This is a genomic window from Methanosarcina baikalica (genome assembly GCF_031461075.1).
Lineage (GTDB): Archaea > Halobacteriota > Methanosarcinia > Methanosarcinales > Methanosarcinaceae > Methanosarcina > Methanosarcina baikalica.
In genome coordinates this window covers 1-24,397 of sequence record NZ_JAVKPK010000005.1, presented here as the reverse complement: position 1 = coordinate 24,397, position 24,397 = coordinate 1, and the positions used below count along the sequence as shown (strand labels likewise).

The window sequence follows — 24,397 nt, the reverse complement described above, 5'->3', positions numbered from 1 at the left end:
TGAAGTACCAAATCAAGTACAAGCAGCATCATCGGAATTAGTAGGATTTAGACAGTTAAGTGTTTAGTGTTGCTGTTTTTCTGTTCAACTGCGTAAGTCCTAGGTTATATATTATTATGATATCCTCTCAATGGCCAAACATAGAAAAGCCTGGAAAGAAGAGCAGTTCTTTATAAATTTCTTCTCCGAAATGAGGTAGTGAACTTCGACCGAAAAGCTGAGGAAGAAGTTAGCTAAATAATTAGCAGGCTGCGGATCCTCGGGAAAGTTTCCGAACTGTATGTGTTAGTCTGCTGACGTTGGTCTGCTGACCTGTGCTTTTCACTCTAATTATAAAGATTTTTCAAACAGCTTACAAAAGAAACACAATTTATTTATTAAGTTAGTATGTTTAATATAATGTTATGAAATGCTCTGATTTACCAACTCCTATTTGTTAAAATTCGAGATTTTATTCGTAACACCGACAGAGTCTTCAGTTTAATGATTCTTTTCGCAGGGTTGAAGGTTTCATGAATAAGCAAAAAGCCGTACTGATATTATTATTGCTCCTTCCTCTTCTTCTTGTGCTGTGTTTCTTCAGCCCTTTTCTTATTTATGCACTTTTTGACAGTTCCTGGTACTATTCCGAGGAAATTGATATCGGGTCTTTAAATTATAGTTCCGTACTTACGAAAGCTGAGAAAGCTGGTTATGAGGTAGAAGGTTCCTGGCCCTGGCCCGGAAACTTTTCGGGCTTTAATCCCGGGGATGTCCCGGAGATCCGGGAAAGCTTCGGAAGTGCTGCTCTTGTGCAGAATATAAGGCTTAACTATAATGAGAACTCCGAGCTTATGGTCTTTGTATGTGAAGACGGAACAGAAGCAGGGATCGGAACTTATGTTGCCGTCTCGAACTTCAGCCACTCCGATCCCCATTCCCCCTTACAGCTATCGGAATTCCCGGATGACTCCTGGATGCTTGAAAAACTCGGGCTCCTCTTCGGCCCGGATGAAAAAGCTCCGGAGAAGTATCTTGAGGCTCTGAAAAAAGCCACACAAAACCAGACATGGGATACTAAAATACAGGTGAATGAGTCTCCAGATTTCCCGGCTGTATTTGCCTATCTTACTGAAAGCAGTAACGGTTCAAATTACGAGTCTGGTTTGGGTTTTAATGCATATCCCACAGAAGTCTTTTTTATAAATGGGAAACGGATTGGCTCCGTAAAGTACTTAGTCCCAGAGGCAAGGGTAGTAACTTATGATAACGGGAACAAGTACGTAGTTGAACTCGATTCCTCTGGAAAAGTAAGGCTTGAAATCATAATGCATGTCGGCAGCAGCAGAGATTCGATACCTGAAGAGAAATACCGGGCGGTTTTCAGGGAGATGTTTGAAGAAATGGGACTTTCTCCTGAAGCGGTAGATAGCTTTGAATTTTCTCATAGCTCTTCAAAGGTGTGGTGAAATTGCCTCAAGCTTAATAAATTTCTTTATCTTCCAGGAACTGGAGTTTGTAAATTATTTGATAAATGTAAAAGTGGGATAGGAGACAGGAACTCTGAAATAGGTATAACTAAAGATATATAATATGTAAACTACACTTATTTTAAAATTATAGCTAGTGTTTCCCACAAAAACTTCAGGCTAATGACAATATGATACGTAAAAGACTTCATCGCTATGCCATGTTGAAAAGATATGGCCAGATAATTGAGGTTCTCCAGAAATATGGATTTGGATATATTGTTGACCAGATAGGTTTGAGCAGTATCAGGGATCTGACCTACAGGTTCAAGAATAAGGATAAAATGGATAAACTCAATACTTCAGGCCCTGTTAGAGCACGCAAGATACTTGAAGAACTGGGTCCGACATACATTAAATTCGGTCAATTGCTGAGCATCAGGCATGACGTTGTTCCTCTGGAATATGCTACCGAGTTTGCAAAACTTCAGGACGAAGCGCCTTCTTTTGAGTTTGAAGAAGTTGAGCTAATTATAAGAGAAGAACTCGGCCATTCCATCGAGGAATTATTCGATTTTTTCGAGGAAAAACCACTTGCTTGCGCCTCTATAGGACAGGTACATCGGGCAAAAACAAAAAGCGGTGATGACGTTGTCGTGAAGGTCCAGAGACCTGGCATAAAGGAAGTAATTCAATCCGATCTGGATATCATGTATAGTATAGCCAGGCTTCTCGAAGAGCACATACCCGAGGCAACACTGTACAGGCCAGTGGAAATTGTTGACGAGTTAGCACATAGTATTCTTGCAGAAATAGATTATACTCAGGAAGGCTGGAACGCAGATCGTTTTGCGGACAATTTCAGGGAGAATAGTCAGGTTCATATTCCAAGGGTTTACTGGGACTATACAAATACACGTGTATTGACGCTGGAATATATCAAAGGTATAAAAGGTAGCCATGTGGATTTACTGAACAGGCAGGGCTTTGATAGGAGTAATATAGCTTCTGTAGTAGTAAAAGCTTTCATGCAGCAGGTATTTGAAGATGGTTTTTTCCATGCAGACCTGCATCCCGGAAACATCCTTATAATGGAAGACGGGACCGTAGCTTTTCTTGATTTTGGAATGGCAGGTCACCTTTCCTCGGAAATATGTGATATATTTCTGGATGGCGTAGTAGCTTTAGTTAATGGAGATAGTTCGTCGTTCATCGAATTACTCCGGGATATGGGTTGTATAGACTCTTATGCAGACACAAGGCCATTGAAAGTGGATATTGAATCCTTTCGCTCCAAATACTATGGTAAGGCTCTGAAAAAGCTTGATGCCTCCATAATAATTGAAGAATTAATAGGTACTTTAAGGGATCATCAGGTTACGATGCCTCATAATATAGCCTTACTGGTTAGAGGTATAGTGGCTGTTGAAAGTTTTGGACTTATAATTGATCCTGATTTAAATTTTAGCGAACTTCTCGAACCTTATGCAAAAAATGAATTGAAAAAGCGTTTTTATCCGCAAAACCTGGCTCGCAAGGCCTACAGCAATATTTCAAGCTGGGCGCGTCTTTTTCAAAAAGCGCCGACTAAAATCTCACATATACTTGATCATGCTGAAAATGGCTATTTGAAAATAAAACTTGAATCTGAGGAAAGTAACCGACTGGTATCCGAGATTGACGTTGCAAGTAATCGGTTATCTATCAGTCTGATTATCTCTGCTCTGATTGTCGCTTCCTCTCTGGTCATTCAGACACATATGAAACCTTTCATTGGGGGCGCACCTCTTCTTGGCACATTCAGTTTCGTTATTGCCAGTATCTTTGGACTGTGGCTTGTATTCAATATCTTCAAGACGGGGCGGGTATGAATTCGTCTACAATGGGGTTTTCAAATTCAGCTTTGTTGTGGTGGGATGGAAGGGATAGATTACATTTCTGGAGTCCTTAACCTACCCCATCTTTGACATATATCCCTATCCTGTCATGGACCTATCATGTACTTTAATAAATTCAAACATTCTGCGTAGCTGCAAATCCATTTCCTGCATACGACACTACCGGCCTGGGAAGGTCAATATCCAGTGCCTCTTTTAAGACCTCCTCAATGGTCTCTACGGGTATGAATTTAAGTTCGCTTCTGACATCATCAGGCACATCCTCCAGATCTCTTTCGTTTTCTTTCGGCAGAATTACCTTTTTTATACCAGCTCTGTGTGCTGCCAGAATTTTCTCTTTTATGCCACCCACAGGCAATACTGCACCACTTAATGTTATTTCACCTGTCATGGCAAGTTTTGGATCAACCGCTTTGCCCATAATCAGGGATGTCAGAGCAGTAAAGAGTGTTATGCCCGCTGAGGGTCCGTCCTTAGGTGTTGCACCCGAAGGCACGTGGATATGAATGTCGCTTGAAGTAAAGTCAAAGCTGTTTGCAGTGTTTGCAAGCCTAGACCTGACAAGGCTCAAAGAGATCTTAGCAGACTCCTTCATCACATCCCCAAGCTGGCCTGTAAGCGTAAGCTTTCCGTTGCCTGGCATAAAGGTACCTTCGATGAAGAGAATATCTCCTCCTACAGGTGTCCATGCAAGTCCTGTGACCACGCCAGGCACATTCTCTTTTCTGGCTTCTTCCTGCCGGATCACCTCTTTTCCGAGGATCTCTTTAAGCATATCCGCCTTGACCACATAAGGAAAGTCAACCTTCCCTGACACGATCTTCTCGGAAACAAACCTCGCAGTCTTTGCAAGCTGTTTTTTAAGCTGCCTGACTCCTGCTTCGCGGGTATATTTTTCGATGATTACCTTCAGGGCTTCATCTTCAATTTTGAGTTTATCCGCATCGAGGCCGTGTTCCTCCAGGGTACTGGGGAGTAGGTGGTCTCTTGCAATTGCAAACTTCTCGTTCTTCGTGTAGCCCGAGATCTCAATCATTTCCATTCTGTCAAGAAGTGGCCAGGGGATATTTGCCACGGAGTTGGCAGTGGCTATGAACAATACTTCAGACAGGTCATACGGGACTTCCAGGTAGTGGTCTGAGAATGTGCCGTTCTGTTCGGGGTCAAGGACTTCCAGAAGGGCACTTGCCGGATCTCCTGCGTAGGAGGATGAAAGTTTATCGACTTCATCGAGGATAAATACCGGATTTTTCGTGCCTGCTTTTTTCATTCCCTGAATAATTCTTCCGGGCAGAGCGCCTACGTATGTCCGTCGGTGTCCCCTAATTTCTGCTTCGTCTTTGACACCCCCAAAGCTGACCCGGACGTATTTTCTGCCAAGAGCATCTGCAATACTTTTTCCGAGGCTCGTTTTACCGGTACCTGGAGGCCCTGTTAAGAGCAGAATTGAGCCCTGCTTCTCCTGTTTTAATTTCATTACCGCCAGATGCTGGATTATTCTCTCCTTGACTTTTTCGAGTCCATTGTGATTGCTCTCAAGCACATGGCGGGCTTCAGCAATATCGATGCTCTTTTTCTCTTCTGTTACCCAGGGGAGGTCCAGCAGGAGGTCCAGATAATTTCTGATAACGTGGCCTTCTGGATTATGAGGACCTCCGGCTTCGAGTTTCTTTAACTCTGACAATGCCTTCTTTTTTACCTCATCAGGCATCTTCAAATTCTCTATTTTCTCCCTGTATCCGGCATCGCCTGAAGCGGAATCATCACCTTCATTGAGTTCTTCCTGAATTACCTTCAGCTGCTCGCGTAGCATCGCTTCTCTATGTGACTTACTAATCTTATCGGTAACTTTTTTTGCCATTTCGACCTGGATGTTGATATTCTCTTTCTGGTTTGTCAGAATATGAAGAAACATAAGATACCTTTCACGAACAGAAACGATCTCCAGAAGGTTTTGCTTTTCTGCAAGTTTTACAGGTATGTACGGCATGACAAATCCCATTATCTGGTCAATGGAATCCATCTTATCAATTGGGCGGGTAAACTGTTCAGCCCCCTGAAACCGGCTGCTTATCTCATGAATTGTCTTTTTTATATTCACCATCACTTCTGCCTGAGTATCCTCGTCGAAATCCGACAGATCATAGATAGGCTTATATGAGGCATAGAACAATCCGTCCTTCTGGTACAGAGAAACAGCCTCTATTCTTTCGAGAGCCTTTGCAATGACAAGATATCCGTCATCAGCAGGCTGTACAAATGTTACCTTAAGCAGATTTCCGGTTTTATATAAATCGTCTTCTGATACGTCAGAAGGTTTTGTGCCACTCTTTACTGTCAGCCCGATAGCATTCACGAATTCGCCATTTTTCATCTCAGTTAATAGCATTTCTCCGGTGATTTTATCAGCCAGGAATTTTGTCCGGCTTTTCGGGTAAACCACTATGTCAAAGAGTGGTATTACGATGCTCTCTCTATTATCCTCGGTTTTTTTTGAATACATTGTCAATCGTCCCATTATTATCTCAAATATTTATTGTCTCAAATATTTAGTTTAAATTAACCTAACTATTTCGGCGGACAAAAAAAATTACCTTATCTTTTCCAGGATTTTGATAAGTGTATCCATCTCTTTTTCATCCAGTGAATTCGCCATCTTTTCAATAACCTTCAGCAAAGCATTCTTTTCGGCATGGGCTATCATCTGCCCTTTGTCTGTTAGACGAATGTAAAAAATTCTGCCATCTTCCGGAGACTTTTCTCTGTAAACACATTCCATTTTAGCAAATTTGTTGATCATCTCAGTGATCGTAGGTTTTGAGTTTCTGGTGATTTTAGCAAGCCTGCTAAATGTTACTTCCCCGTGTTCATCAATGGCTTTTAAATATCCGATCTGCTTCAGGGTGATATCCGATAATCCGCATTCAGAAAAAATCTGACAAGAGCATTCGCTTTTGATATTGATCAGGTTTTCAAAAACTATGAATAAATGCTCTTTTTTCTCCATCGTATCCTTATCCTTCTGGTTAGTTAGGTTTATCCTAATTATATACTTTTCGGTTCTGTCGGGTTTACTGGCTCCAAAAAGCAGGGCTAAGAAAAAATCAGGGCAGAACCTACCGTGGATATTTCGGTTTCTCGTATTTTTAAAGATAACCCGAATAATATATGCCCACTCTACTTCCGACCAGCAGCAAAACCTTGCCAGTATCTGTTCTGTATACATTTTCTTAACTCATTAATTCCGAAATTTATGTCCTTACTTGAAAACAGGTCAAATTACCGCTCTTATTCAGTTAAACCCGTAACTATTATATGTATCTAAATCTTACAGAGTGCCAGCAGATTAGTTTCGTATGTAACTATTTCTCAGACACCTTTTATTTCAGAATAAACCCCCGGCTTCATACAAATCGAGGATAAAGTTATGGAAAACTCAAGAGAAATCTGCGGCCCGATCGCTTATATCTACTGGAGTCCCCTGGCATATATAGCAAAAGAACTCGAAGCTTACAGGAATGGAAGTTTCCAACAGATTTGAATGAAGTCCGAGTGTGAGAAAAGAAGTGCGAGAAATCGATTTCTCTATACCCTTTATCTTTTTCTTGTCTTTATTCCCCGCATGGAATAATATTTAGAATCATTGTTTCAAAAGCAGTTTGAACCTGAACTACATACTTTTTCTATCACACAAATTGGGGTGACATAAAATTAATTGCAGCGAATTGAAAGATGGTCAGGTTCTTACTTGTGAAGGGTGCGGATTCGAGCTAAAGGTAGTAAACGAGTGTGGAGCTTCCTGCTGTGCTACGGATACTTGCTGTACAGGCAACATAACGTGTTGCGGAGAACCAATGAAATTAAAACGATAAGTTACTAAAACGATATAAGTTCCTAAAACGATAAGTCACGTAAATTAACGAATACATAAAAAATATTTTAAAGAAAAGACTGAAAAAAGAGCTTAATTAGGGTTTTTTCTGGAGTATGGAATCTCTAAGCTTATTTTTACTATCTTTTTTCTTTTTAACTCTCGTACCTATAGTTTTCCCTTATCTCGGATTCTTTGAGGACCTTAATCCCCAGTTTCTCAAGGACTTCGGAAATTCTGTTCCGATCTTCGCTTTTCATGGATTTCCGGTCAAAATAAGCAAAATCGGCCTTTGATTTCTCAACAGCCTGCCTGACTAGAGCCTCGTCCACGAATTCCAGCTGGTACTTGGGAAAATTGTGCCCGAAAGAGATCCCGGTTTCAAACAGAAGTCCTGTCTGACGCATGGCATAATGTCCTCCTCCAAAACCAAGAGCAACAGGCACTTTTTCAAGGGAGACTGCAAGGATGGCTTTTGCAGCAACCTCACCTGCTTCCTCATCTTTCCACTGTATTTCAGTGCTTCCTATTTCGGCATAAAGGGACGGGACTGAAAGTTCTGTAGGGCCGTGATGGGTTACTTCGAGGGTAACATCGTACTTCAGATTTTTTTGATCAACCAGAAGCTTCATCTCTGTCAGAATGGACTTCATTGCAGCAGGAGAAGAAACTGCAAGTGATCTCGGGCAGCCTCCAAGCCGTGCCTCTCCCGAAGGGTTTCCTGTGCAGTGCACGGTGAGGGAATTTATTTCCTCCTTACTTCTATGCTTGGATGCGAAAATTATAAGGGAAGCTGGCAGCCCTGCGGCTTCAAGTTTCTTATCCAGCCCATCCTGGAAGACATGTATCTCTTCAATTTCGACAAGCCTGAATTTCCCGTCCGCTGATTCGCGAGCTGTAGAAAATCCGGAGTTGTCTGGAAGTTTAAGAAGTTTCCATTCCCTAAGGCTCAAAAGGTGGGTTTTAATGTTCTGGCTGGCAAGGTCTGGGGCAGAACATATGATCGTTATTTTCGGATCATTTTTTTCGGGACTTTTTCCTTCCTTAGTGTTTAAGTTTTTTGGATTGCTTTCATCGTTCATTTTGATCAATCCGGGTTTTATTGCTTTTGCCCTATAGATTCCGTTAAAATAGATAAAGCCGACCCAAAAAGTTGTCTTCTGGTTTGCAAAATTACATAAAAACTTAAGGATTTCATTAAAGAGTTAAATTCCGAAGCGGAGCAGATAACTGGATACATGAGCCGGAATAGATAATTGGACCGAAATTTTAGACACCTATTCCTTAAAAGCAGATTGGAGAGTAATTCTGAAAAGCTTCAACGTATGAAGTTATTCTTAAAAAATCTTACAAAGGTGTGAGGAAAAATTATTTGTGCAGGTTCCTCTCCCTGGGGGGCGGGAACCATGCATTTTTCTGGTGGAAAAAAGAAAAAAGGTTTTATTAAAGTGCTGGAATTTGTATCAGCCAATGTGGAAATAAGCGTCCACAAGTTTCCTGATTTCTTCGTTCTTCCCGTAGAGCCTCTCACTGAGCTGATAGTCGTCAAGGGCCTCGAGGTCTTTTGTGGTATCGTTAATCATACCTTCGGTAAAGACATCGTACTGCATGAAAATATCCTTCTGTTTCTTCAGGGCCTGGGCGGACTCATAACAGGAAGCAGGAAGGTGCTCGAGCTCGGCAAGCCTGTCTTTATGTTCGTCCTTGAAGATGTTCACGTTGATGTAAAGGTTCTTTGCAACCTCAAGGGCATTTTCCATCTCAAACCCGTGGCGAATACCTACAGCGAAGGCTGCAAAGAGGAGATAAAGGTCAGCTGAAGGGTCTGCAGCACGGAATTCAAAGGTTGATTTGTAACTGTGGTTCCTGAGCTCCTCGCCGTAGTTAGGGTTGGCGATAGTCACCATCTTGCTGGATCCTTCGGAGAACCAGCCAAGGGGCACGCGGATAAGGGCAGAGCGGTTCCTGTCTCCCCAGCAGATGTTGGTAGGAGCTTCCTGGTGAGGAACAAGGCGCAGGTAGGATGTGGGGATCCTGTTTCCAAAGGCAGTAATTCCTGCTGCGATGTCAAGAATGCCAGCCATTGCACGCTTTGCAACGTCGCTAACATCACCATTCTCGACCATAACGCTCTTTCCGTCCTTCAGGAGTTTCATATGGACGTGCAGCCCACTTCCGGCTTTCCCGACAGTGATCTTCGGGGCAAAACTGACCCTTACACCATACTGCTCGGCAAGCATCCTGAGCATCCACTTTGCAATAAGCAGACGGTCGGCACTGTTTTCAAGTGTGTCAGTCTCAAATTCGATTTCGTTCTGCTCGTAGTAGTAATTGTCATCGGTGAAATTCCCTACTTCAGAGTGCCCGTACTTTATTTTTCCGCCAGCTTCGGAGATGTACAACATTGCTTCCTTCCTTAGCTGGTCGAATTTGGTGAAGGGATTAGATTCGTGATATCCTCTCTGGTCAACGGCCGGGAAATTCATGTTGACTTCATCTTTGTCGGCAATGATGTAGTATTCGAGTTCGCCCATTGCCTGAAGTTCATAGCCTGTCTTCTCGGTCAGGGTCTGGCCAGCCTTCTTCATGACGGTTTCAGAAGCGCTTTTGAGGGGGGCTCCTTCCTTGTCGAAATAGGAACAGAGAATGTCCAGAGTGGGGATTTCTTCGAAAGGATTTAAAAAGGCAGTCCTGTATTTAGGCATGACATAGAGGTCGCTTGAGTCTGCCTCAATGTATGAAAAAAGACTTGATCCGTCCACTCTCTCCCCGGCTGAAAGTAAGTTGTCAAGGTGCTCTTCGTCTCTAATAACGAAGGCGAGAGCTTTAAGTCTCCCATCCCCGCCAACATAGCGGAAAGTCAGCATTTTAATACCGTTTTCCTTGACGAACTTTATAATGTCCTCTTTGGTGAATTCGCTTGCTGGTTTATTGAGGTACTGTACCAGTTTGTTCGGATTCAGTTCTACAGATGATGTTTTCATTATTATCCCTTCTTTTTTAATTCGAATATCCAAGTATCAAAGCCTTATTTTAATACTGAACTTTTTTAGGCTTACTCGTTGCCACATTAACCATAATTTTGTGAATTCTTACGTGATAGGAAGAAGATAACTGACTGCTGTCTATATAAAGTTTTTCTTTTTTTAATTTTTCGAAAAAAATATTATGACTAAAGGGCAACGCAGCTTTATTTTGCATTGTTTTGCATAATTCTATTTTTCTCATTAAATGGAGATGTCAAGTTAAGGGTTTTGCCTAATAAATATATTGAACGAATACAATATAGTCATTCAGTAAAAATAGTTATCAGATTGATAGAGCAGCCAGAGATTTCTATCTGTTTCTTATTTCGATCTATTTTTATTCGTCAGGGAGGATGGAGGAAAAATATGGAGATTTACAATATTCCTGAAATTGCCAAACATGTTTACTGGGTTGGTGTAAAAGACTGGAACCGCAGAATGTTTGATGCTTTGATTCCGCTGCCTCAGGGGACAAGCTATAACGCCTACCTTGTGAAAGGAGAAGAGAAAACGGCCCTTATCGATACCGTGAATCCTGGTTTTGAAAAGGAATTCGAAGAGAAAATAAACCTGGTTTCCAGCCTGGAAAAGCTGGATTATCTTATCATGAACCATGCCGAGCCCGATCACTCCAGTGCAATTCGTTATATCATGGATAGGGCTCCTGACTCGGTGCTTGTTACGACGGAAAGAGGCGTGAAAATGGCAAGTCTTTACCACGAGCTGCCTGAAGCTCGGATTAAAATTGTTGCTGATGGAGATAGCCTCGAGCTGGGGGGAAAAACCCTTCGTTTTATAGAAGCGCCCTGGCTCCACTGGCCTGAAACCATGTTCACATACCTGCCTGAAGACAAAGTTCTTTTCCCATGTGACTTTTTCGGAGCTCATACTGCTCAGGGAGTCTACGATGAAGATATTGAAGACCTTATTCCTCTGGCAAAACGCTACTATGGGGAAATCATGATGCCTTTTGGGAAAATGGGGGCAAAAGCTCTTGAAAAAATAAAGGACCTTGAGATCGAGATCATTGCCCCCAGTCATGGACCTATCTACACAAATCCACAGCGTATACTTGAACCCTATGCAAAGTGGACTGCAGGAGAGACCGAAAATAAAGCCCTTATCGTCTATGTTAGTATGTGGGGTTCCACAGCAGAGATGATCAGGACAATTGCAGAAACCTTACTAAAAGAAGGTATAAATGTTAGAATTTATGACCTTGCAGTCTCTGACATAGGAGACGTTGCAAGGGAACTGGTCGATTCGCGTGCTATTATCCTTGGAGCTCCGACCGTCCTTGGAGGCATGCACCCTCTTGCCCTTTACGGCACATACCTGGTAAAAGCTCTCAATCCGCCTGCAAAGTACGGGGTTGTACTGGGGTCCTTTGGCTGGGGCGGAGGCGCACTTAAACAGGCAGGGGAAATTCTGGTACCTTCGAAAATGGAGATTGTGGGAACCCTTCAGGTGAAAGGCAGAGCCAGGGAAGAAGACTTAACAAAGGTTAAGGAAATAGGCCTGGAGCTTGCTCAAAAAATGAAATCATAACCTGAAAAGTCTCTGCCTAAAGATTCATGCCTGAAGAACCTTTTAAGCATGCACTCAGGCTATTTCAGTCCGGTAATATATTGCAGTTAATCTGGCCGAGAGACCTTACATAACCTTTTCAGCAGCATGTGTAAATATCCATAAAGGGAGATCCCTAAAAACGCTCCCCATAAAGGCATGAGGCTTTCAACTCCTGCCCATCCTTTTAGGGTTGCGAATAAAACTGCACTCAACAGAGCTGTCAGTTGAGCTGCATGGATGCGAAGCGGGTCTAAAGGAATTCCTGTAAGATCTCCTCTTGATTTGATTTTCCGGGAACTGAGAAGCTGTGGAATATATAGGAAAGCTGCTGCAAGCATGAATAACCCTAACTGTGTATTCATCAAAATGCTTTCTTTTCCTGCAGTTCTCATAAAAACGAACAATGAAATTAGAAATGCGATGCCCCCAAAAATGCGGTTGCACCGATTGGGTTCCGGAAGGAAAGAGTCCAGGAAAAATGCAAGTGCTGTAAATAAGCCGAAAAGCCATTCTCCCTGAAATGAAATCCAGCCTGAAAGCAGAAGTATCACCAGAGAATCGGAAGTTTTTGCAGCCAGGCCTGTACTCCGGTTTATTATACGGATAAGCAGGAGTTCCAGAAAAAGGGCTAGCAGGAAAGGGGAAGGAAAAAGCAGGAACCCTGCACAACCCAAAAAAGCCGCAACAAAAGCTGAGAGCTCATTGTCAGTATCCAGCTCCCTTGCAAATGCCCAGGCAAGAAATACCGATACTCCTGCCCTTAAGCCGGAATCCGAAGCCGACGAAATCTCTTCCCCCAGGAAAAGTTGAAGGCCTGTGGTTCCCAGGAGAAAAAGGAGGGTAATTATTACAATCGCCCTGTTTGTGGGATAAGCAAGGTTTATGGAGCGAGCAACTGAGCTTAACCTTTCAATCTTCATTTTTATCTCTGATGGCTTAAAATGTTTAATTTTTATGTTATTTTGTTTTTAACAGAAATTAAGAAACACAATTTCTATGGTATAGAATGTTTGAAATTAAACATGATTTAGGGAACTGAGTATTATTGTGGGGAAAAAAAATCATTCTATGAATTTCTTTTGAGAACCGGGTGAATAGGAGTCTTATCATAGTCATTTCATGAAACAGTCTTTTTAATAGGCATTAACGCCCATATTTATGTTTATATCTATATTCCTGAATTTCAAGTTTAAGATGCAGGAGTTTCTTATGGAAGGGGAGGCCGAACTAAAAAAAGAACTGAATTTACTTGAAATTACTTTGGTAGGAATTGGCAACATTCTGGGAGCCGGAATTTACGTCTTGATAGGAAAAGCTGCGGGGCTTGCAGGCAATATGGTCTGGTTTTCCTTTCTGTTTGCAGGAGCTACTGCTGCGCTTTCGGCCCTGAGTTATATGGAACTCTCTTCCATGTATCCAAGGGCAGGAGCTGAATATGAATTTGTAAAAAGAGCGTTTGGAGAGCGTGTGGGCCTATTTGTGGGGCTGCTCGTCATTGGGGTTGTGGTAATAACCAGCTCTGCAGTTGCCCTTGGGTTCGGAAGGTATTTCAGTACCATTTTCGGAGGTGGAAATCTAGTAGGAGCGGTGAGCCTGTTTTTTGTCCTTAGTCTTATCATGGTTTATGGAATAAAGGAATCTGCAAGGCTGGCTATTTTCATAACTCTGATAGAACTTCTGGGACTTTTAATTATTATTTACGTGGGACTCCCTTACCTTGGTACGGTAAATTATTTTGAGGCGCCGGAACTTACAGGGATATTTGAGGCTTCGACGTTGATTTTTTTTGCATTTCTCGGTTTTGAAGACATTGTAAGGCTGTCGCAGGAGACACAGAATGCAGAGAACACGACTCCTAAAGCCCTGCTTATTGCCATATTCTTTACTGTTTTCCTTTATATTTGTGTGGCAGTAACAGCCGTAAGCGTGCTCGATTTTCGGGTTCTCGGCCTTTCAGTTGTCCCGCTTGCGGATGTTGCAGCTGTCGAGCTTGGGAATGGTGCTTTTGTCCTTCTATCCTGGATTGCCCTTTTTTCTACGATGAACACGGTACTCGTAGTTATGCTTGGGGGGTCAAGGATTGTTTACGGCATGGCATATGCGGGTTCGCTTCCAAAAAGCCTCTCAAGAGTACACCGCCGTTACCAGACTCCATGGGTTGCAATTTTCGGAGTTGCATGCCTCTCAATCCTGTTTGTCCTGCTTAGGGATATTACGACAGTAGCAAATATTGCTAATTTTATGATTTTTATTGTCTTTTTTATGGTCAACCTCTCCCTTATAAAGCTCCGTTATGCCGACCCTACAAGAACGCGCCCTTTTAAAGTTCCTTTTAGTGTTGGCCGCCTGCCCCTGCTTCCGTCGCTTAGTGCCCTTTCTATCGTATTTCTCTTTTCCCGACTAAATGCGGAAGTCATAGCTTATGGGCTTGTTCTCATAGGGATCAGTGTGCTGATAGTGCTGCTCAAAACCCGAAAGAAAGGCCTGCCTGCTTAATTGTATAATTTTTCATTAAGTTCTGAAAATTGACCTGCTGTAAAAATGCTTAATACAGATTATTTATCCAAAATATTGTAAATTAAAGCTTTTATTGCCAATTAATCATTACAATATGTCTCGATTCTTTCTCAAGCCTATAATATTCTTTTTTATGGGTGAAAATCGCCCATGCATATTTTTGGATCATCTACGATTTCTCGTTTGCGCTGTGGGCTTGTAAGGGATTTTACGTTCCTTAATAACTAAAAGAAGCTTATTAAAGCTTTTTTTGAGAATGTGACTATTTATTTTAAATATTTATTGATTTCAGTTAATTTGGCATCTTTATATTCACCAATAATTAGTTTTATATACATTAAATCCTATTTGAATCGCTTTATTTTACGGATTATCAAAATAATTCATTATGGATTCAATAATTGATACAACCGATTAGATTCTAAAAATTATTAATCAGAATTAGCATAAGTTTAATTACGGATCAGTTTAAATTTAACAAGGGAGTAGATATGAGAAAAGAGCATTATGAGTTTCCGCTGGAGGATTTCGTTGCAAGAGACGATTTTAACAGAATTAAAAAGTTCTCCCGGGATAAAGAAACACCATTTTTGATCGTTGATCTGCAAAAGATAGAGCAAAGTTACGAAAATCTGGTAGAGCACATGCCCTTTGCAAAAATTCACTATGCTGTAAAGGCTAACCCTATGGACGAGGTTGTGCTTGCCCTGAAAAACAAAGGCTCCAATTTTGATGTGGCAACGGTTTACGAACTTGATCAGCTGCTCGGGCTCGGGATAGAACCTCAAAGGATCAGTTACGGCAATACTATCAAAAAAGAAAAGGATATAGCTTATGCATATGAAAAGGGAGTGAGGCTTTTTGTTACTGACTCTGAGAGTGATTTGAAGAAATTATCCAGAAGAGCTCCAGGTTCCAGAGTATTTTTCCGCATACTCACTGAAAGTGACGGTGCTGACTGGCCTCTTTCAAAGAAATTCGGTTCGCACCCTGACCTGATATACAAGCTTATTCTGAAGGCCGAAAAACTGGGGCTTGAGCCTTATGGGCTTTCTTTCCATGTTGGTTCCCAGCAGAGGGACATTGGCCAGTGGGACAATGCAATTTCCAAATGTAAATACCTCTTTGAGGCCGTGGCTGAAAAAGGCATCCATCTGAAGATGATCAATCTTGGTGGGGGTTTTCCTGCAAAATATCAGGCACAGGCTCATGATCTTGAGACATATTCTCGGGAAATCCGTCGCTTTTTACATGAAGACTTTGGGGAAGAGCTGCCTGAAATTATTATAGAACCCGGGCGCTCTCTTGTAGCCGATGCAGGTATAATCGTAAGTGAAGTCGTAATGATCTCCAAGAAGGCCAGATTCAACCAGTACAAATGGGTTTATCTTGACATCGGCAAGTTCGGGGGCCTTATCGAGACCCTTGATGAATGCATTAAATACCCTATATTCTGCGATAAAAAAGGTTGTGCCGAAGAAGTAATCCTTGCGGGTCCGACCTGCGACAGCATGGATATTCTTTACGAGCAATACAAATATGCCTTCCCCCACACAATGAGAGAAGGAAACCGCGTATATATCTTTACAACAGGCGCGTACACTCAAAGTTACAGTTCTGTGAGCTTTAACGGCTTCCCGCCCCTCAGGTCTTATCTTATTTGAAAGGGCTGTTCTAGCCCGTTTCTATATTTATTTTCCTGTCGTCTCGATTAATGCTTTTTCTCGATTACTGATTATATGTATTATTATGGAGTTATAATTTTTTTGTTTTATTGAAATTTTTGATTGAGGCAAAAATATACGTTGGATCAGTAAATTTAATCAGAAACTATTTTTCAGACGGATTATACTATATATTTACAGGATACTCTGAGAGAATGCAGGTTGAGAGTTTAGAGTGTTTCCTCTCAATCTAAAGGGGTTGGGATTATCGATAGGGCCCCGCTAAATGGGAACAGGGCCCTTATCATCTATTCTTATAAACTTTTTTTCAGGCATCCTTAATTTTGCTATATTTCTTTACTCTGTTTACGCTGATACAGAGTTTTTTTGCGTTAGAGCTAATCCCAAAACTTATAATTGATTCTCTGATCTCGTATTCTGGAGAATTAATTAAGGTTTCAGTTCATGAAAATGATTTCTGAAACTCTTACTGATGGGATAAAATTGGTTTTGAGATCAGCTATTAAATAAAACACGCAACTATTCAGAGACCATGAAATGAGCCAATTGATGCTGATTTTGACCCTCTGGGTAACCAAAATTAGGGATTCATAGCAAAATTAAAAACGCCTTCATTTGACATCAGAATCTAAAATAAGCTTAAGTATAACAGACATTACAGTCCACGTAAATTACGGCTTTTGATAGTGATTATTGGGTAGCTGAATAGTTACTAAAACACATGAGAAACCTGAACCTCTTTTCCGGTTTTTGTTCTCTGGAAGGCAGCTAAAAATATAGTCCTTTACTAAAATATATCTCTTATTTGTAGATCTCAGAAGTATTTAACGCTATTAAAATTTTAGAAGGAGAAAAATTATTTAATTCTATTGAAATTTTAGATCAAAACAGATTTTTTGGATCGGTTATGATATATATGTACACATGATTATAAAATGAATAGATTAAGAGTAATAGGGTTTCCTCTTAATCTTTGGGTTGGATCGCAGGTAGGGACCTGAGAATAGGGACTCAGACCCTACCATCTACTTCTATGCTGTTTCTCTGCTGACAATTGCTTTTAATGTAATTGCTTTTAATGTAATTGCTTTTAATGTAATTGCTTTTGACGTAATTACCTTTTAACTTCTCTTCTATAATTCTTCCTTTTTTTCGCAATGTCTTTAATTTTTATAAAGCTTATGATTTTTTCTGGATTCCTAAAGTTCTTTTATGGCTGCTTTTTTGGATCTGTATTATTTCGAAATTTTCCGAGTAGTCAGACGAAGCTTTCAATGAAATTTATCTGCAATTTAATATTGTTAATAATACTTAAATTAAATATTTTAACGTCATTAAAAGTTTCGCTGCAAAACAAATGTACAATATATTTGAAAATTCAAATTACAAATTGTTTTTTAGGTCGGTTATGATATATATCTTAACGTCATTATAAATGTATAGATTAAGAGTAATAGGGTTTCCTCTTAATCTTTGGGTTGGATCGCAAGTAGGGACCTGAGAATAGGGACTCAGACCCTACTATCTACTTCTAACTTGATAAACTACTTTTAAATACTGTCTGTTAACAGTCTGTTAACAAAAACTTTAAAAAATATTTTCTACAAGTCTTTCTTTTCCTTACAATGTATTTGGCTTTAATAAAGCTTATGATTGATTTCAAATTTATGCATAAATTTAACTTTCCTTTCTGTTTTGGAAAATTGTACCTTTTGCTTGCGTTTTTTATAGATTTCCATTCCTTAGGAGCAATTTCCTGGACAAGATAAACATGCAAAAAAATATCTGATATTAGAACAATTAAAGACGGTAAAGTCAGCTGAAAGTATTTTAATTACAACAATTAGTTTACAGAAGTAATAAGAATTTACTGAAAAATTGATGAAAAAATACTGAAAAAAGCTAACAGGTAGAGAAAGATATTCCTCCGCCTGTTTATTCATAGAAATCAGTTTTTCTTAAATTCAGTTTTTCTTCAGATCTTAACGTTTTCTCTGGCCCACTGTGCCCCTGCTTCGAGAACCGTCTGATTAAATTCAATAACTTTAGGTTTGCCTGCAAAGTTTTCGGCAAGAGCATCCTTGAAGGCTTCCTCTTCCAGGCCTGTTGCGTTAAGGCCCATAAGGACTCCGAGCATAAAGGAGTTGGCTGCTTTCTCAGAGCCTGCTTCTTTGGCTTTTTCGGTTGCAGGGACTGCAACGGCTTTAACACCTGCAGGCGTCTTGGCTTCGCCTATGGAGGAGTCATAGAGGATAAAGCCTCCTTCTCTGACTGCCCCTTCGAACTTTTCCAGGGAAGGGCGGTTCATAGCTACCAGGATGTCAGGGGTGTAGACAGTAGGAGAGCCTATCGGCTGGCCTGAAATCACAACCGAGCAGTTGGATGTGCCCCCTCTCTGTTCCGGGCCATAAGACGGGAACCAAGAAGCGTTGAGGTTTGCTTTTACCCCTGCCTGGGCTAGGATAATACCCATACTGAGGACTCCTTGCCCTCCGAAACCTGCAATCTTGGTCTGGATCGGGGCAAAGTCCTTTCTGGAAGGTTTTTCTTTGGCATCCGCTTCAATACCATAAAGTTTCTCAAGGGTTTCAGTAGTAAAGTCACTGACTCCACGGTGCAGGGGTTCGGTTTCTTCGGAGTTATCCCTGAACTTCTTGAGAGGGAATTCCTTTTCCATTTCCTCATTAATGAAACTGACAGCCTGTTCGGCATCCATCTTGAGGTTAGTCGGGCAAGCAGCAAGAACTTCGACAAAAGAATATCCTTTACCGTCACGCTGGATCTCAAGCGCCTTTCGCACGGCTTTTCTGGCTTTTCTTATATGGGAAATATCAGATACCGAAACCCTTTCAATAAAAACAGGAGCTTTCAGGTTGTCCAGAAGTTCGCACATATGCAGAGGGTAGCCTGCAAAACAGGGGTCACGGCCTTCAGGGCAGGTAGTGGTCTTTTCACCCACAAGAGTTGTCGGGGCCATCTGTCCGCCTGTCATTCCGTAGACTGTGTTGTTCACAAAAAAGACTGCAAGCTTTTCACCCCTGTTTGCTGCCTGAAGAGTCTCGTTCAAGCCTATTGATGCGAGATCCCCGTCTCCCTGGTACGAGATAACCACAGCATTTTCTTCTGCTCTGGAAACCCCTGTCCCTACTGCAGGGGCACGTCCGTGGGCAACCTGGATATTGCCTGCGTCAAAGTAATAGTAGGCAAAGACCGCACAGCCCACAGGGCTGATCATAACTGTCCTGTCCTGAATCCCGAGGTCATCAATTGCTTCGGCAATAAGCTTGTGAAGAACCCCATGCCCGCAACCAGGGCAGTAGTGAGTGGCTGTCGAGGCTACCGCTCCTTTGCGAGGGTAGTCTGCGTAAAGGGCTTTTGGCCTTCCTATTACTTTTTCTCCATTAATGATTTCCGCTGCCATTTTCATGCCTCCCCTGCAATTTTCCTGATTTTATCCATAATCTGGTCAAGGGTGATCAGGTTCCCTCCCATACGATTTACAAGCTCTACAGGCTGTGAGCAGCAGATTGCAAGCCTGACATCATCTATCATCTGTCCATTACTCATTTCCACGGAAATAAAGGAGCAGCCCCTATCTGCCAGGGCTTTCAGCGGTGCCTCAGGGAACGGGGAGAGAGTTTTCGGCCTGAAAAGGCCTACTGTGATGCCTTCCTGCCTGGCAAGGTCTACGGCTGATCTGCAAATTCTGCTACTGATCCCATAAGAAACAAGGACAATTGAGGCATCATCTGTCAGATATTCTTCATAATCCACTTCATTCTGCCTGATCAACTCGTACTTTGCCTGTAGCTTCTCATTGAACTTTCCGAGTTCATTGAAGTCCAGGTAAATTGAGGTTATCAGGTTAGGCCTGGTTTCGGCTGTACCGTTAATTGCCCAGCTGGTATCGATCTCAGGTACAGTAGCTTTCTGCGGGAACTCGAGAGACTCGATCATCTGTCCGAGCACACCGTCTGCGAGTACCACAACAGGATTCCTGTACTTGAAGGCAAGCTCAAAGGCTTTCATGGTAAAGTCGCACATTTCCTGCACGGAATTTGGGGCAAGCACGATATTTTTGTAGTTGCCGTGCCCTCCGCCTTTTACCACCTGGTTGTAATCCGCCTGCTCAGGCCCTATATTTCCGAGTCCAGGGCCTGCCCGCATGACATCTACAATCACACAGGGAAGTTCTGCGCCAGCAAGGTATGAAAGCCCTTCCTGCATCAGGCTGATTCCCGGGCCTGAAGAAGAAGTCATGACCCTGTGCCCTGCAGATGCACCTCCGTAGACCATGTTAATTGCCGCCTCTTCGGATTCGGCCTGGACGAATTTTCTCCCTATTTTCGGGAAGTATTTAGACGCATCATGAAGGATCTCACTTGCCGGGGTTATTGGATATCCGAAGAAACAGTCACATCCGGCATAAAGTGCACCGGCGATCACTGCGGAGTTGCCTTTTATCAGTTGTGTTGCCATATTTTTTCCTCCCTTTCCGCCTTTTATCTGGCTTCCTCTTCTTTCATGGGAATATGAATCTCGATTGCAAGAGGTTCAGGACAGGTATAATAGCAGCTTGCACAGCCTGAACAGTCCTCTCCTTTATATTCCACATAATGGTAGCCCCGAGAATTCAGGTTTTCACTCATGAAAAGTACGCCTTTGGGACAGGCGAGGAGGCAGCGCCCGCAGGCTTTGCACTCCAGAGTGTTGATAACAGGATATGGTTCTTTTTTATCGTTCATTGACATATGGGGGTCCTCATTTCGTTTATTTTTCAATTATCCTGTGGTTCTTCTCAGCTTCCAGGCCCGTCCTGGAGTCCAGGACCATCTGGAGTTTTTATTTTTCTTTTCCCAGATTTTTCCCAGTCCCTATTTTTCTCCAACCGGTTTTGTGTGACAGAAAGAAGAGCCTTCGGTTTCCACGTATTTTTCTTAAATTCTATAATTTGTTATATACCTTACATTAAAGGAAAATTGAGATAAGACTTTAAAGCAAGTCCGGAACCACATTTTTTTAAAACAAACTTTTCAGAAAAAGTTAAAGCTACTTATTTCTTTCCTTTCTTTTCCTTTTTCTGATTTAATCTGAATTTTTCTTTCTTTTCTGACCAGATCTGATCCATTTGCTTGTTTAATTTCATCTAAAACCATTTCAGATTAATTTTTATTTCTGGTTTACGTCTGGTCTTTATCCCGGATCTCAACCCTGCGGATCTTTCCGCTAATGGTCTTCGGAAGTTCATCCACAAACTCTATGATACGCGGGTATTTGTAGGGAGCAGTGACTCTTTTTACATGTTCCTTAAGCTCTTTTTTAAGTGCTTCTCCCGGCGCGTAACCTTTTGTGAGCACAACCGTTGCCTTAATAACCTGGCCCCTTACAGGATCCGGAGCACCTGTAATTGCACATTCGAGCACTGCAGGGTGCTGGATAAGGGCGCTTTCCACTTCAAAAGGCCCTACTTTATATCCCGAAGTCTTGATAATATCGTCAGCTCTTCCCACAAACCACAGGTAGCCGTCTTCGTCCATCCAGGCCATATCTCCTGTATGGTAATAGCCGTCGTGCCAGGTTTCTTCAGTCTTCTCCGGGTCTTTTCCGTAGTGGACGAAGAATCCGACAGGTTTTCCTCCTTTTGTGTTGATAACGATTTCTCCTTCTTCTCCTACTTCACAGAGCCTACCGTCCCTGTCCATAAGCTCAATTTTATAGCCAGGAGATGGCTTTCCGATAGACCCGGGTTTTGGTTCCATCCACGGGTAAGTTGCGATAGTTACAACAGTTTCGGTCTGCCCGAACCCTTCCATGAGCTTTATTCCAGTGAATTCAAGGAACCGATTAAACACCTCAGGGTTCAGGGGTTCGCCTGCAACGACCGCATATTTCAATGTACCGAATTCATACTTACTCAGGTCTTCTTTGATCAGAAAGCGGTAGATTGTCGGCGGGGCACAGAAAGTTGTAACACCGCATTTGGAAGCTTTTTCAAGCATGTTTTTGGCTTCAAACCGGTCGTAGTCATAAACAAAGACCGCACAACCTGCTATCCACTGCCCATAGATCTTTCCCCATACGCATTTTCCCCAGCCGCTGTCTGCAACCGTATAATGCAGCCCGTCATCCTCTACATTCTGCCAGTATTTTGCGGTAAGAATATGTCCAAGAGGGTAGGTAAAATCGTGTTCCACCATTTTTGGGAAGCCCGCGGTTCCTGAGGAGAAATAAACCAGAGAAATATCATCATTTGTAGTTGTAGCCTTACCGGCAGGACGCTCAAAGTCAGGGGAAGCCTCCTCAAGTTCTTTTCTGAAATCAATCCAGCCTTCCCGAGGTTTACCTCCAACAACTGTTTTTTTAAGCGGGATATCCCCACACTGGGAATGAGATTCGTCCACCTGCTCAGGAACTTCATCCTCTGATATGCAGACGATCATTTTCAGGCCGGCTTTCTCTATTCGATATACTATATCTCGTGTCTTGAGCATATGGGTTGCAGGCACAGCAATGGCTCCCAGTTTATGTAATCCCAGGATACAGTACCAAAACTCATAACGGCTCTTTAAGGTAAGCATTACATAGTCGCCTTTTCCTATCCCGTGCTTTGCAAAGAAATTTGCAGCCTTGTCGCTGTAGTATTTGAGGTCTTTGAAAGTAAAGGTTTTTTCTTCTCCGTTATCGTCGCACCAGATCATTGCAAGTTTCTCAGGAAAATCTCTTGCATAGGTATCGACCACGTCATAGGCAAAGTTGAAATTTTCAGGAACCAGGATTTTAAAATTTTCCTGGAAATCCTCGTAAGATTCGAAATCGGTTTTGGAAACAAATTGGCTCAGCAAGGAAGTCATTCTGGACACCCGTTTTATCTGCTTATTATTCATCTTTCCATATTTTTAAAGGCTTAAGGGCCTTTGTGAATTTCAAAGTTTTTAAAATTTTATCCCGCATATCAAGTTTTTATCAGATTTGAGATCAAATTACGTTAAATCAAATTACGTTAAATCAAATTACGTTAAATCAAATTACGTTAAATCAAATTACGTTAAATCAAATTACGTTAAATCAAATTACGCTAAATCAAATTACGCTAAATCAAATTACATTAAATCAAATTACGTTAGATCAAATTACATTAAATTACATTATAGCTGCCAGGAACTTAGCAGGCTCTCCTTCAAGAGCTTCCATGGCGTGTTCGTATGTGGAGTCAAAATAAATGGAGTCTCCTTTGTTCAGGGTAATTTCATTATTGTGGATATAGACTTTAAGGCTTCCTTCAAGCACGTAATTAAATTCCTGCCCTGGGTGGGAATTGGTCTCAGGCTTTGTCCCATATGATTTGGGTTCAACCGAAACTATGAAAAATTCAGCTTTTTTGTGAATGAAATTTTCAGCCAGGTTTTGGTACCGGTACTGTTTCCTCCTTTCAACGCTGACCCCTTTTTCGTCCCTTGTAACGGTAAAAATATTCATGCGCGGCTCTTCACCTGTCAGGAGGGTAGCCATGTCTACGCGCAGCTTGTGTGCAATTTCAAAAAGTATACTTGCCGGAATATCCTCACTTCCACTTTCATATTTCTCATAGATTTCATCGGATACCTGCATATATTCTGCCATTTCTTTGACCGTGAAATCCGATAGTTCCCGCAGTTCACGGACTCGAGCTGCAATTTCTTTTATTTTTTCCTGCATGATATATCTTCTCCAGCTGGATTTTTCAAGAACTAACTTGAGATTTGCTTAAAAACCTTTGGCTTTACCCAGGGTTAATGCTTGTTTGAAAGGAGATTTTTCTTCCAGAGCCATTGAAAATTATAATTAATATACATTATCATTCATAGTTCTTCACAATTCCTATTATTTATTATAACAGGATTGGATCTATAGTAAACCTGCATTGGTCTCGAGTAACGAATTTTATGCACAACTTCGAATACCAAGTATAGCGATTTTTCCAATATAATTCTTATATATATTACATAAAAAATAACACTTTTTAGCGTTTTGCACCTTGACCGAAGCCACATGAGTAAACCTGCAACTTTTAAAGATAAGAAATTTTGTCTGGCTATCAAAAATAACCCGGTTAAATTCTAATTATTTAGAATACAACCGATTGAGCGACCATTAATAAGATTCAGCCTGCTTAGCTATTGTAGTTTGAAGAATAAGGCAGAGCATTTGCCGAAAGAAATCTGTGATATGTCGCGACCTGTATGCTGGAATGTGGGAATTTAATGCTTTGGGGATACCATAACTTTTAGAGACCAACTTCTCACATCATATGGAAGAAACCAGAGATTTCAGGCTAGGACCGGGGTAGTTCAGGCTTGATCTCTTTAAAAAACAGTTTTTAAAATTATTGCATTGTTAACTAAAC

General features: G+C 41.6%; 17 protein-coding genes. 5 read left to right on the top strand and 12 right to left on the bottom strand.

Annotated elements, in window-relative coordinates:
• The first annotated feature begins 512 nt into the window (after positions 1–512).
• Positions 513–1,448 carry a hypothetical protein gene (locus tag RG963_RS02175; RefSeq protein WP_310574638.1) on the top strand — a complete coding sequence of 312 codons (936 nt, stop codon included), beginning with the start codon at positions 513–515 and terminating at the stop codon, positions 1,446–1,448.
• Between the two features lie 191 nt (positions 1,449–1,639).
• Positions 1,640–3,319, top strand: coding sequence for an ABC1 kinase family protein (locus RG963_RS02170; protein ID WP_310574637.1), 1,680 nt, complete (start codon positions 1,640–1,642; stop codon positions 3,317–3,319).
• Between the two features lie 142 nt (positions 3,320–3,461).
• Here RG963_RS02170 and lon read toward each other — a convergent pair whose 3' ends face one another.
• The 5 genes from lon to RG963_RS02145 all read right to left on the bottom strand — a co-directional run bounded on the left by lon (position 3,462) and on the right by RG963_RS02145 (position 10,445).
• Positions 3,462–5,849 carry an endopeptidase La gene (gene lon, locus RG963_RS02165; RefSeq protein WP_310574636.1) on the bottom strand — a complete coding sequence of 796 codons (2,388 nt, stop codon included), beginning with the start codon at positions 5,847–5,849 and terminating at the stop codon, positions 3,462–3,464.
• An 87-nt stretch (positions 5,850–5,936) separates the two neighbouring features.
• Positions 5,937–6,572, bottom strand: coding sequence for a MarR family winged helix-turn-helix transcriptional regulator (locus RG963_RS02160; protein WP_310574635.1), 636 nt, complete (start codon positions 6,570–6,572; stop codon positions 5,937–5,939).
• An 800-nt stretch (positions 6,573–7,372) separates the two neighbouring features.
• Positions 7,373–8,299 carry a D-aminoacyl-tRNA deacylase gene (locus tag RG963_RS02155; protein ID WP_310574634.1) on the bottom strand — a complete coding sequence of 309 codons (927 nt, stop codon included), beginning with the start codon at positions 8,297–8,299 and terminating at the stop codon, positions 7,373–7,375.
• A gap of 381 nt (positions 8,300–8,680) precedes the next feature.
• Positions 8,681–10,201 carry a glutamine synthetase family protein gene (locus RG963_RS02150; RefSeq protein ID WP_310574633.1) on the bottom strand — a complete coding sequence of 507 codons (1,521 nt, stop codon included), beginning with the start codon at positions 10,199–10,201 and terminating at the stop codon, positions 8,681–8,683.
• A gap of 49 nt (positions 10,202–10,250) precedes the next feature.
• Positions 10,251–10,445, bottom strand: coding sequence for a hypothetical protein (locus RG963_RS02145; RefSeq protein ID WP_310574632.1), 195 nt, complete (start codon positions 10,443–10,445; stop codon positions 10,251–10,253).
• A 164-nt stretch (positions 10,446–10,609) separates the two neighbouring features.
• Here RG963_RS02145 and RG963_RS02140 point away from each other — a divergent pair, with 164 nt between their 5' ends.
• Positions 10,610–11,791 carry an FprA family A-type flavoprotein gene (locus tag RG963_RS02140; RefSeq protein WP_310574631.1) on the top strand — a complete coding sequence of 394 codons (1,182 nt, stop codon included), beginning with the start codon at positions 10,610–10,612 and terminating at the stop codon, positions 11,789–11,791.
• Between the two features lie 86 nt (positions 11,792–11,877).
• On the opposite strand, the gene RG963_RS02135 is transcribed toward RG963_RS02140, so the two are convergent.
• The gene (locus tag RG963_RS02135; protein ID WP_310574630.1) at positions 11,878–12,732 is read right to left on the bottom strand and encodes a hypothetical protein; all 855 of its coding nucleotides are present in this window, start codon (positions 12,730–12,732) and stop codon (positions 11,878–11,880) included.
• Between the two features lie 289 nt (positions 12,733–13,021).
• Here RG963_RS02135 and RG963_RS02130 point away from each other — a divergent pair, with 289 nt between their 5' ends.
• A complete protein-coding gene (locus tag RG963_RS02130) occupies positions 13,022–14,308 on the top strand; it encodes an APC family permease (protein ID WP_310574629.1) in 1,287 nt (428 codons plus the stop codon).
• Between the two features lie 512 nt (positions 14,309–14,820).
• The gene (locus tag RG963_RS02125; RefSeq protein ID WP_310574628.1) at positions 14,821–15,993 is read left to right on the top strand and encodes a type III PLP-dependent enzyme; all 1,173 of its coding nucleotides are present in this window, start codon (positions 14,821–14,823) and stop codon (positions 15,991–15,993) included.
• Positions 15,994–17,989: 1,996 nt separating this feature from the next.
• On the opposite strand, the gene RG963_RS02120 is transcribed toward RG963_RS02125, so the two are convergent.
• The 6 genes from RG963_RS02120 to RG963_RS02095 form a co-directional block, all read right to left on the bottom strand.
• On the bottom strand, positions 17,990–19,435 hold the full coding sequence (locus RG963_RS02120) for a 2-oxoacid:acceptor oxidoreductase family protein (protein WP_310574627.1): 1,446 nt from the start codon (positions 19,433–19,435) through the stop codon (positions 17,990–17,992).
• 2 nt (positions 19,436–19,437) lie between these two features.
• Complete coding sequence (locus RG963_RS02115; protein ID WP_310574626.1) at positions 19,438–20,493, bottom strand: 3-methyl-2-oxobutanoate dehydrogenase subunit VorB; 1,056 nt, start codon at positions 20,491–20,493, stop codon at positions 19,438–19,440.
• A gap of 23 nt (positions 20,494–20,516) precedes the next feature.
• Complete coding sequence (locus RG963_RS02110; protein WP_310574625.1) at positions 20,517–20,765, bottom strand: 4Fe-4S dicluster domain-containing protein; 249 nt, start codon at positions 20,763–20,765, stop codon at positions 20,517–20,519.
• A 282-nt stretch (positions 20,766–21,047) separates the two neighbouring features.
• The gene (locus RG963_RS02105) at positions 21,048–21,170 is read right to left on the bottom strand and encodes a hypothetical protein (protein ID WP_310574624.1); all 123 of its coding nucleotides are present in this window, start codon (positions 21,168–21,170) and stop codon (positions 21,048–21,050) included.
• Between the two features lie 24 nt (positions 21,171–21,194).
• Positions 21,195–22,865, bottom strand: coding sequence for an AMP-binding protein (locus RG963_RS02100; protein ID WP_310574623.1), 1,671 nt, complete (start codon positions 22,863–22,865; stop codon positions 21,195–21,197).
• A 289-nt stretch (positions 22,866–23,154) separates the two neighbouring features.
• Positions 23,155–23,709 (bottom strand): helix-turn-helix domain-containing protein, encoded by a 555-nt coding sequence (locus RG963_RS02095; protein ID WP_310574622.1) that lies wholly within the window; start codon positions 23,707–23,709, stop codon positions 23,155–23,157.
• Positions 23,710–24,397 lie beyond the last annotated feature (688 nt).